Below are 10,247 nucleotides of genomic sequence, written 5' to 3' on the forward strand. Positions count from 1 at the left end.
TACAAAAACACCTCCAGATTGGACTTTCTGAATTTTCTAGAATTTAAGATTACCGATATACTAGACATTATTCTAGTAGCCATACTCTTGTATTATGTTTACAAGTTGGTACGGGGTTCTGTTGCCATTAATATCTTTATTGGAATTGTAATTGTCTGGGGATTCTGGAAATTGACCGAACTCTTGGGCATGGAAATGATCAGCAGTCTGGTTGGTGCCTTTATGCAAGTGGGACTTATTGCCCTAATCATAGTTTTTCAGCAAGAGATAAGGAAGTTCCTATTAATGATCGGTTCTACCAATTTTGCCAATAAGCGAAACTTTATAAAGCATTTTAAATTTTTAAGGCAAGATGGCGTAACCGTGAGTATGGATGTAGACGCCATTGTTGCTGCCTGCAAAAAAATGAGCTCTACCAAAACCGGTGCTTTGATCGTACTGGAACGAAACAACTCTTTGGATTTCATTAAATCTTCAGGCGATAAAATGTTCATTGAAGTGAACAAACCAATTCTTGAAAGTATCTTTTACAAGAACAGCACGCTACATGATGGCGCCGCAATAATAGAAAACAACCACATTGTAGCTACACGAGCAATTTTACCGGTTTCCAATGAGCGTAATATTCCATTGCGCTACGGACTTAGGCATAGGGCCGCCGTTGGGGTTACTGAAAAAACAGATGCCTTGGCACTTGTTGTAAGTGAAGAGACCGGAAATATATCTTATATAAAAAACGGAAGATTCGTTGATTTTGGCAGCATGGACGAGCTGACTGCAATAATAAAAGAAGACTTAATAGACTAAGCTACTTCTTCCGAAAGGAACTGTGCCTCGTAAAGGTTACTGTAATACCCGCCTTTTTTCAACAGCTGCTTGTGGGTTCCCGTTTCAACAATTTTACCGGCATCCATTACAATAATAGTATCGGCTTTTTTAATCGTAGCTAAACGATGCGCAATTATTATAGAGGTTCTGCCTTCTGTTATTTTCTCCGTAGCCCTCTGTATTAGTTGCTCAGAATAAGTGTCTACGGAAGACGTTGCCTCATCCAAAACCAAAATACTGGGGTTACTTACATAGGCCCGTAAAAATGCAATAAGTTGGCGTTGCCCACTTGAAAGCATTGTTCCCCTTTCCTTTACATTATACTTATAGCCATCCGGAAGACTGGTAATAAACTCATCTACCCCAATCTGTTTGGCCGCTTCTTCAATAAGCTCTAAAGTAACATTTGAGTCCTTTAAGGATATATTGTTCTCTATAGTATCCGCAAAAAGGAACACATCTTGAAGAACAACTGCTATTTGAGACCTAAGCGATGCCAAACTGAAATCTTTAATATCTACTCCATCAACTAAAATAGAGCCTGAATTAATTTCATAGAAGCGATTCAATAAATTAATTATTGTGGATTTTCCGGCACCGGTAGCTCCTACAATTGCTACCGTCTCCCCTGCTTTTACCTCAAATGAAATACCATGCAAGACTTCCTCATCTTCCAAATATCCAAAACGTACGTTCTTAAAGGTTATATCTCCTTTTACATTCTCTTTGACCACAGTACCCACATCCTGTATATTACTTTGGGTATCTAAAATTTTAAAGACCCGGTTAGCCGCTACCATACCCATTTGCAACGTATTGAACTTATCCGCAATTTGGCGCAAGGGCCTAAAAAGCATATCGATCAACAGTATAAATGCAAATAACGTACCCAGCTCTTCCTTAGAAAGGTCGGATACATTTTGGAGTCCGCCGTACCAAACAATTAAACCCACAGCAATTGACGAAACGATTTCTGCAATCGGGAAAAAGATGGAATTGTACCAAACCGTTTTTAACCAAGCGTTTTGGTGTTTTTCATTAATGACCCTAAATTTCTCGCTTTCAATTTTTTCACGCGTGAACAACTGCACGATTTTCATGCCCGTTATTCGTTCCTGCACAAAAGAATTGAGATTGGACACCTGGGCCCTAACTTCTGCAAACGCCACTTTCATTGCCTTTTGGAACAAACGTGTTGCATAGAGAATTAACGGTAAAATGGCAAAAACAATAAGGGCCAGCCGCCAGTTCATTATCAACATTACCACGGCCGCCACGAACATTTTCAACAAATCCGCAACAATAACAAAAAAGCCTTGGCTAAAAATTTCACCGATCCGCTGCATATCCGCAACGGCCCGTGTTACCAGCACACCCAATGAGGAATTATCAAAATATTTCATTCTGAAACCCAGCATATGCTTAAATAGGTTGATACGGATATCCTTTATAACAGATTCCCCTAACCAGTTGGCGTAGTAATTAAACAAAAGCTGACAAATAACCTGCCCCAAAAGAACACCTGCCATAGCCATAGTAAGAAACAACAGCTTGTCTTCGTCTCCCAATTTAATGGCATCATCAATAATTCTCTGAACAATTATTGGGGTCATCACGGCAAATCCGGATAACAGAATAGCCGCAAGGGCTACCCCGTAAAAAGTAACTCGATACGGACGTGTATGCGCTAACAGCCGTTTGAACAGCCTCATGTCAAATGCTTTTCCCGAATCTTTATCCATGTTTTTCAGTAATCTTTTTGGGGTATAAAACAGAGGTCAAATATAGCCCTTTTGCCGGTACCGATGGGCCGGCATTGCCCCTGTTCTTGCTATTTATGATTGATTTAACATGGGCCGGTTTTATTTTTCCCGTGCCTACATCCAGTAACGTACCAACCACGGCACGTACCATATTTCTTAAAAAGCGATCTGCAGTTATAGTAAACACCAATTTATCGTCTTTTATTTCCCAAACCGCCTTTTTAACATCGCACAAATAGGTCTTTACGTCTGTATGTGTCTTGGAAAAACATTCAAAATCACTGAATTGTAAAAGGAATTGAGCAGCATCGTTCATAGCTCCTATATCCAAGGGGTGTTTTACGTAATGGGCAAAATCAATATAAAACGGATTTTTATTTTGTAGCACCCAATATTCATAGGTACGCTCTTGGGCATCGAAACGGGCGTGGGCATCTTCATGAACAGCAAAAATATCATGAACGGCAATAGCTTCGGGCAAAAGCGAATTCAACCTATAAACCAATTGCTCCAAGTTTTGAATCTCGTCAACCTCAAAATGAGCGAACATTTGTTTGGCATGCACACCCGCATCTGTCCTTCCCGCACCGGTCAAAGCCAGAGGAGTCCGTAACAAAGTAGAAAATGCCTTTTCCAGAACTTCCTGTACAGAAATTGCATTGGGCTGGTTTTGCCAACCATGGTAATCCTTGCCCAAGTATGAAAATTCAACGAAATATCTCAACCGAAACCTTTAATTTTGTGAGCAGCAAAGATACTTTTCTTTGAACAAACGAAACAAGGCACTATAAAATAGTAGCCAAGCCACAACCCATCATTTAATTTCAAATCCGTTTATGACCAAGATTCTATTGCTATCCGACACCCATTCGCATATGGATGATACTATTTTAAAATATGCCCGTCAAGCGGATGAAATATGGCATGCAGGTGATATAGGCACTTTGGAAGTAACCGATACCTTAAAAAAAATTAAACCCCTAAGAGCGGTTTACGGAAACATAGACGACCATGTTATTCAAAAAGAATTTCCATTAGATAGTCGTTTTTTCTGTGAAGGTGTAGAAGTTTATATGACGCACATTGGCGGATACCCACCCAAATACAATATTAGAACCCGCGATGTTATTAAAGCAAACCCACCTAAACTGTTCATTTGCGGACATTCACATATCCTAAAAGTAATGATGGACAAAAAATTGGGTGTGCTACATATGAATCCTGGTGCCTGCGGAAAGCACGGTTTTCACCAAATGAGAACAATGCTTCGTTTTGTAATTGATGGAAATGACATAAAGGATCTAGAAGTAATAGAAATTGGAAAAAGGTAAAAATATAGGGCACCAAAACCATTGGGCGCCCCAATTTTTTACCCTAGCTAATATTCCAAAGAAAGGCCCAATGAAAAAGTGCCCCCGTCATATATATTCTTTCGCTCTACCAGAAAACCGGAATAATCGGAATAGTTGGCTACCAAATTCAAATGGTTCGTTAACTTGTACATAGACGTTAAACCAAAATTGGTAAACGTAGTTCCTTCACCATATAGAAAAGAACCGCTTTGAACATTGTTCTCGGACGATAACCGTTCTTGAATTTTTAACTTCCCTATTAGATACAGCTTATCAAAAAACAAGTGCCCTACCTCTGCTCCAACCTGAAGTTGATTGCTAAAAGACTCCGTTCTGAAATTGATGCTTGTAAAGGCGGAAGCATACGTTTTTCCATTAGCAAAACCATGAGATGCCGCTAAGGTGGTCCATACATTAAATTCCCCGTCCGAAAGCGGAAGGTTAATTTCGTTAAACTGACCAAAGTCATCCGCAGTGTTGGATCGCGCAAAATTCTCACCATCATTACTAGGTATATCCAACCCAACTTGGAGCGATAGCGGAAAGCTCTTTAACAGTCTATATTTTATTGCCAATTGAATGTTACCTACCCCAGCAACGGTTTCGGTGGTACTAAAACTATTCAATCTTACCAATGGCACATCCAATATAGCGGTAAACCTATCGGAAATACCGTACTCACCGTAAATCAAAAGTCCGCCACTGTTGAACGTACTACCCTGATCGGCCAGTCTACCTTCTGTAGTATAGTAATCATTAGAGGAAAAATATGATGCAGTAGCCTGAACATAAAATCCCTTTGCTTCTCTTGTCCACCCACTCTGCGCCTGTACGTAAGCTGCACAAAAGGAGAATACCAAGAGAACTATATATTTATTATTTTTCATAACTCTGTTTTATTTGTTTGGGCGAGGTAACCTATTTGTTAGCTTCACCCAAAAAAGAAAAAGCCTTTGGGAGACATAGAAAAACAGAATCATGTGTCTCTATTCCCAAAGGCCATAAAATTCTAATTACTGCAATTGTACATTTCCAAAAGGAATGTTTGCAGTAGCACACCATAAAATAATGTGAGTATATTTATCCTCAGGAGCTGCATCTAACTTGATGTACATTTCACCATTACCCTGTACGTTGCCGATCAACATTAAATCTGGGTTTCCATTGGCAGGGTCAGCAGTAAAAGTTTCTGAAGTAGAGAAAAAGATACCTACTGTACCTGTTCCCAATTCTGTCATAAAGTCATCATCAAAATGCACAAAATTGGTGCTTTCCGTATCTGCGCCCAATTCTACAAGACCTTGGGTAGGCGTACCACTCTCTGCTGTTAAGTTTCCGCTTCTAGCTACTGTTAAATCACCAATTGGCATGGATGAATCTACTTCAACAGTTTCTGTTTCGGTAACCGTTTCTGTTACTGTTACTGTTTCTACATCATCATCCGAACAACTAACTACAAAAGCTGTCATGGCAAAAGCTACTAGTGCGAAAGAAAATTTTCTGTTTTTCATAATCGTAAAATTTTTAAATTGTTTAATTGTTTTTGAAACAGTTTCGTTACCGACTATCGATAGCTCCGTTGTTTCTTGGGACAAACATAGAAAGGTGGTATCACGAAGAATTCAAGAAAAGATGAAAAGTCTATCACATTAAATTCGCATTCTGAGATACTTTTGTGATACTTCACAAACCGGAACGGTTTTTCAACTAAATGGAAAGCATAAAAAAACCCGGTAACTACTCCGGGTTTTACGCACTAATACTACTAAGATGTAAGGTTTATCGCAAACGATCAACAGATTTTACAAGATCCTCATCCTTCTTAATGGCTCTATTGGCAAGAACCAAGAAAACGATAGAAATAATAGGAATGAGCATCCCAATACCCTTCTCCGAGACCGAAATCTCTCCGGATAAATTTAGCGACCTATAAACGAAAAATCCTAGTAAAAAAAGATTCAATATCATATTCAATCTGTTCATCACAAATTGATTTTTTCTATTTTTAAACAGCACAATGGCAATAAGCGCCAGTAAAGCGGAAACATAAAACGCTCCCGATATAAAAACGTCATTTTTTGCAAAAATTTCATTTCCCTCCGCATCTGACCACAAATTTACCCAGAACGGCAATACCCCTGCAATAAGAACTACTACTAATAAAAAAACCGTCTGTATTCTTTGAATCATTCTCTAAACGCAATTTTGCCCCACAAAAATACACGTCTTTTTGAAAAAAAACGGTGTCACAAGCAAAATAATTCGTAATATTGTGAGATTATTAGTTATTACACTTACCTATTGGGAAATCTTTCCCTCGTAATACTCGGATAACAATTCACTTCTTATCAATACTAGAGACGTATAATTTATATCATACTTAATGTTTGAAATTTCAGATTTAAAAGCAAAAAAACTGCCTGAATTGCAGGAAATTGCCAAAGGCTTAAATGTGCCAAAGTTCAAAACCTTAAAAAAGCTGGACCTTGTTTATCAAATCTTGGATGTACAAGCAGCCAACCCCAAAGTTGTAGCAGAGGTAACCGCCCCTAAAACTGAGGAAAAACCTAAACCTAAGCCAAAACCAAGAGCACGTAAGCCTAGGATAGCTCCTGAAACCAAGAAACCCGAAACTAAAACCGCTACTCCCGCTCCAAAGAAAAATCCGGAAACCAAAGAATCTACACCAGCACAAGCAGAAGTAAAAAAACCTCGCCCAAGACCTGTTAAAAGGGAACCTAAGAACAACCCTCAACACAAAAACCAGAACACTTCCAACGGCAACAACAATTCCAACAATAAAAATCAACGTCACCAAAAGTCTACTTATGACAAGAGTAACTTTGATAAGGACTTGAAAAACCGATACAAAGAACCAGAATTTGAGTTTGACAGTATCATAGAAAGTGAAGGTGTTTTGGACATCATGCAAGATGGTTATGGCTTCTTACGCTCTTCTGATTACAATTATCTTTCGTCTCCAGATGATATTTATGTATCACAATCACAGATTAGACTTTTTGGTCTTAAAACAGGAGATACCGTTTTAGGTAACGTAAGACCTCCAAAGGAAGGCGAAAAGTATTTTCCGCTGATCAAGGTGAACAAAATAAACGGGATAGACCCTCAAATCGTTAGAGACCGTGTGTCCTTTGAGCATTTGACCCCTCTTTTCCCACAAGAAAAATTTAACTTGGCCGACAGGCAAAGTAATATCTCTACTAGAATTATTGATTTGTTCTCTCCTATAGGAAAAGGACAAAGAGGTATGATCGTATCCCAACCAAAAACGGGTAAAACCATGTTATTAAAAGCTGTTGCCAATGCAATTGCTGCTAATCACCCTGAGGTTTACCAAATAATTTTACTTATTGACGAACGTCCTGAAGAGGTAACGGACATGCAACGTAACGTACGTGGCGAAGTTGTAGCCTCTACTTTTGATAAAGAAGCTACGGAACATGTACGTGTAGCCAATATTGTTTTGGAAAAAGCAAAACGTTTGGTAGAATGTGGCCATGATGTTGTTATCCTTTTAGATTCCATAACCCGTTTGGCCAGAGCCTATAACACGGTACAACCGGCATCCGGTAAGGTATTGAGTGGTGGTGTAGATGCCAATGCACTTCATAAGCCTAAAAGATTCTTTGGTGCTGCAAGAAATATAGAAGGCGGTGGATCACTTTCTATCATAGCAACCGCACTAACAGAGACCGGTTCAAAAATGGACGAGGTTATTTTTGAAGAATTCAAAGGAACAGGTAACATGGAACTTCAGTTAGACCGTAAGATTTCTAACAGAAGAATTTTCCCTGCAATAGACCTTACTTCTTCAAGTACCAGACGTGATGATTTGCTGTTGGACGAAAGTACAATACAGCGCATGTGGATCTTAAGAAAATACTTGGCAGATATGAATCCTGTAGAAGCTATGGAATTTATTGAACAACGTATTAAACAGACCAAAAACAACGAAGAATTTTTGCTTACAATGAATCAATAAACACAGATTCATTTACTGAAATATCAAACAATAGAATCCTGGGTTCCCAATTAAAAAATGGGAATTCAGGATTTTTTTATGGACAAAATTCTTAACACCTATCTTCAAAGAAGAACCAAAACCCTACATTTTTCCATCTATATAATCACCTAAAAATTACGGAATTCTGTAGCCTAAACCCGAAATATCCGTTTTTTCGGATATCTTTATGGAGCAAAAATTTTTCTTCCCCCGAATTTTGCATGTATAACAAGTAGAACTTTAAAAACTTATGTCATGAAAAATTCGTTAAAACCAGCGCTGGCTTGCGCAACATTATTTCTTTTTTTAATGGTTACCGGTTGTGTTGAAAAAAATAGCAAACCTTGTCCGGAATGCCCCGGTGAAACTGCTGTGGACACTGCTTACAGCAATGGTATTATCATGCCTGAAAAGGCCCACAAACTATACGTCAACTACAAAGATAGACGCGTAGACCTTATTCAAGATTATGAAGATGCCATAGACCGCAATAACAAAGATCCTAAACAGCAGTTCGACAAAAAATCACAAAGTACCGAAAGTGGCAATGATGATATCGCTAACCCGGGAAAATTTAAAGTAGCGCGCTATGTCTCCTATGAATATGAAGACCTTAAAAAATACATGGCCTATATTGAAAAGGAAGCCGAACTCTCTGGAGAAAAATTAACCACCTTACGCTTTTACTTTGCCAATTATGCCAACGAAAAGAAATTTGAAGATGGCAAACCGGTAAAGCATCCAAGACAAAATACGGTTATGATGTCTCCTACAGTAAAAAGAGATGGTGGCAACCATATATTTTATATTGACGATTCTAAAAAAGGAAGAGAAAGAATTGTTCTCCTAAAGGACAACTTCAATGACATGCACGGCAAAGGAGACCAAATGACTCCGAACAGCAAAAATGAAGCTTCATTTTTACCTAACCTGTTCTCTGCTCCCAAGCCATACTTTGCCCCTAAAAGCACTACAAAGAACGAAGGGCACTCAAGCGATTAATAGCCAGTATTTTAAATTAATATTTATCTTTTGATAGATCTAGATTACTTTTTGAAAAATTCGCTAATCCCAATGTATGTAATTACATTGGGATTGGCTTTATTTAGGTACCCAAAGTATTTTGATTCAAAACTTAAATACCTGCCAATAATATTCTTTTACACCTTGTTAAATGAATTCCTTGGCTACCTTATAAACAACTATGAAGAATTCAGTTTAATTTCTGCAAACACTTATCGTAACAATAACATAGTGATTTACAATATCTATATGCTGATATTTTATCTCTACTTCTATTATATTTTTAGATTTTATATTGACGATTCAAAACAAAAGCAGAATATACTATATGGGGCCATTTTCTTCTTGTTCATCTGTTTAATAAACGCCTTTATTGATGACTTTAGTAGACTCCCTCAGGTATATTCCTATCTAGCTGGCGGCATAGTTCTTATTTACACCTGTACATTGTACTTAAAAAAATTCTTTGCAATAGATAAATTTTTCCCAACCAAAGAAAACCTTTTGTTCTGGTTAAGTACCGGCTTAATTATTTTTTATGCAGGCTACCTGCCAATCAAAGTCATTAGATACATTCATTCAATTCAAGAAACACCAACTCCACCGATAGTAAAAAGAATTCATCTAACGCTAATTATCGTAAGCTACCTCTGTTTTGTTATAGGCTTCATAAGAATGAAACGAAGACTGCGCAGCTAAAACCAAACAAATAGAGCACAAAAAAAAGCCCTGATGCATTGCATCAGGGCTTTTTTGAATAAATCATATAAATCTTACAATGCAGCAACGTGCTTTGCTAATTTACTTTTTAAGTTAGCCGCTTTGTTATTATGGATAATATTACGCTTAGCCAATTTATCGATCATACTAACAATGCTAGGCAACAAAGCTTCAGCATCTTTCTTGTTCTCTTCACCACGCAACTTTTTGATAGCATTACGCGTAGTTTTATGCTGATATCTGTTACGAAGACGTACTGCTTCGTTTCTTCTGATTCTTTTTAATGCTGACTTGTGATTTGCCATCTTCTTCTAACTTGTTATAATTTTTTTAAAAATTCCTTCTAGAACCTTTTGTAGTCCGTAGGGGAATCGAACCCCTGTTACCAGGATGAAAACCTGGCGTCCTAACCCCTAGACGAACGGACCATTAATCTAATTTAGGGATAACACCCAATTTACTTTTGTAGTCCGTAGGGGAATCGAACCCCTGTTACCAGGATGAAAACCTGGCGTCCTAACCCCTAGACGAACGGAC

10 protein-coding genes and 2 tRNA genes are annotated in these 10,247 nt (G+C 38.1%); 4 read left to right on the plus strand and 8 right to left on the minus strand.

The window, feature by feature from the left end:
* The first annotated feature begins 18 nt into the window (after nt 1–18).
* Nucleotides 19–807 carry a diadenylate cyclase gene (locus tag Q4597_RS18650; protein WP_215441378.1) on the plus strand — a complete coding sequence of 263 codons (789 nt, stop codon included), beginning with the start codon at nt 19–21 and terminating at the stop codon, nt 805–807.
* Here Q4597_RS18650 and Q4597_RS18655 read toward each other — a convergent pair.
* Together Q4597_RS18655 and truA are read right to left on the minus strand one after the other, a co-directional pair.
* On the minus strand, nt 804–2,570 hold the full coding sequence (locus Q4597_RS18655; RefSeq protein WP_215441377.1) for an ABC transporter ATP-binding protein: 1,767 nt from the start codon (nt 2,568–2,570) through the stop codon (nt 804–806). The genes Q4597_RS18650 and Q4597_RS18655 overlap by 4 nt on opposite strands.
* Complete coding sequence (gene truA / locus Q4597_RS18660; protein ID WP_215441376.1) at nt 2,563–3,315, minus strand: tRNA pseudouridine(38-40) synthase TruA; 753 nt, start codon at nt 3,313–3,315, stop codon at nt 2,563–2,565. Before truA ends, Q4597_RS18655 begins: the two co-directional genes overlap by 8 nt.
* A 112-nt stretch (nt 3,316–3,427) precedes the next feature.
* Here truA and Q4597_RS18665 point away from each other — a divergent pair, with 112 nt between their 5' ends.
* Nucleotides 3,428–3,922 carry a metallophosphoesterase gene (locus tag Q4597_RS18665; protein WP_215441374.1) on the plus strand — a complete coding sequence of 165 codons (495 nt, stop codon included), beginning with the start codon at nt 3,428–3,430 and terminating at the stop codon, nt 3,920–3,922.
* Between the two features lie 47 nt (nt 3,923–3,969).
* On the opposite strand, the gene Q4597_RS18670 is transcribed toward Q4597_RS18665, so the two are convergent.
* The 3 genes from Q4597_RS18670 to Q4597_RS18680 all read right to left on the minus strand — a co-directional run bounded on the left by Q4597_RS18670 (nt 3,970) and on the right by Q4597_RS18680 (nt 6,133).
* Nucleotides 3,970–4,830, minus strand: a complete 861-nt coding sequence (locus tag Q4597_RS18670; protein ID WP_215912594.1) for a hypothetical protein — start codon at nt 4,828–4,830, stop codon at nt 3,970–3,972.
* Nucleotides 4,831–4,956: 126 nt separating this feature from the next.
* Complete coding sequence (locus tag Q4597_RS18675) at nt 4,957–5,454, minus strand: hypothetical protein (protein WP_289041474.1); 498 nt, start codon at nt 5,452–5,454, stop codon at nt 4,957–4,959.
* A gap of 268 nt (nt 5,455–5,722) precedes the next feature.
* On the minus strand, nt 5,723–6,133 hold the full coding sequence (locus tag Q4597_RS18680) for a DUF4293 domain-containing protein (protein ID WP_215912593.1): 411 nt from the start codon (nt 6,131–6,133) through the stop codon (nt 5,723–5,725).
* A gap of 193 nt (nt 6,134–6,326) precedes the next feature.
* On the opposite strand from Q4597_RS18680, the gene rho reads away from it, so the two are divergent.
* Together rho and Q4597_RS18690 are read left to right on the plus strand one after the other, a co-directional pair.
* Entirely contained in the window at nt 6,327–7,946 is a 1,620-nt protein-coding gene (gene rho, locus Q4597_RS18685) for a transcription termination factor Rho (RefSeq protein WP_303407612.1), read from the plus strand.
* Between the two features lie 276 nt (nt 7,947–8,222).
* Nucleotides 8,223–8,969 carry a hypothetical protein gene (locus Q4597_RS18690; protein ID WP_303407613.1) on the plus strand — a complete coding sequence of 249 codons (747 nt, stop codon included), beginning with the start codon at nt 8,223–8,225 and terminating at the stop codon, nt 8,967–8,969.
* A gap of 794 nt (nt 8,970–9,763) precedes the next feature.
* On the opposite strand, the gene rpsT is transcribed toward Q4597_RS18690, so the two are convergent.
* The 3 genes from rpsT to Q4597_RS18705 all read right to left on the minus strand — a co-directional run bounded on the left by rpsT (nt 9,764) and on the right by Q4597_RS18705 (nt 10,247).
* Nucleotides 9,764–10,015 (minus strand): 30S ribosomal protein S20, encoded by a 252-nt coding sequence (gene rpsT / locus Q4597_RS18695; RefSeq protein ID WP_215441368.1) that lies wholly within the window; start codon nt 10,013–10,015, stop codon nt 9,764–9,766.
* A gap of 51 nt (nt 10,016–10,066) precedes the next feature.
* Nucleotides 10,067–10,138, minus strand: a tRNA-Glu gene (locus Q4597_RS18700).
* 38 nt (nt 10,139–10,176) lie between these two features.
* Nucleotides 10,177–10,247 (minus strand) — tRNA-Glu (locus Q4597_RS18705).

The sequence above is a fragment of the Zobellia sp. 1_MG-2023 genome (assembly GCF_030549125.1).
Classification (GTDB): Bacteria; Bacteroidota; Bacteroidia; order Flavobacteriales; family Flavobacteriaceae; genus Zobellia; species Zobellia russellii.

Coding starts and splice junctions, on each gene's coding strand:
- Q4597_RS18655 (WP_215441377.1), bottom strand. CDS start 2,570: ATGGATAAAGATTCGGGAAAAGCATTTGACATGAGGCTGTTCAAACGG.
- Q4597_RS18665 (WP_215441374.1), top strand. CDS start 3,428: ATGACCAAGATTCTATTGCTATCCGACACCCATTCGCATATGGATGAT.
- Q4597_RS18670 (WP_215912594.1), bottom strand. CDS start 4,830: ATGAAAAATAATAAATATATAGTTCTCTTGGTATTCTCCTTTTGTGCA.
- Q4597_RS18675 (WP_289041474.1), bottom strand. CDS start 5,454: ATGAAAAACAGAAAATTTTCTTTCGCACTAGTAGCTTTTGCCATGACA.
- Q4597_RS18680 (WP_215912593.1), bottom strand. CDS start 6,133: ATGATTCAAAGAATACAGACGGTTTTTTTATTAGTAGTAGTTCTTATT.
- rho (WP_303407612.1), top strand. CDS start 6,327: ATGTTTGAAATTTCAGATTTAAAAGCAAAAAAACTGCCTGAATTGCAG.
- Q4597_RS18690 (WP_303407613.1), top strand. CDS start 8,223: ATGAAAAATTCGTTAAAACCAGCGCTGGCTTGCGCAACATTATTTCTT.
- rpsT (WP_215441368.1), bottom strand. CDS start 10,015: ATGGCAAATCACAAGTCAGCATTAAAAAGAATCAGAAGAAACGAAGCA.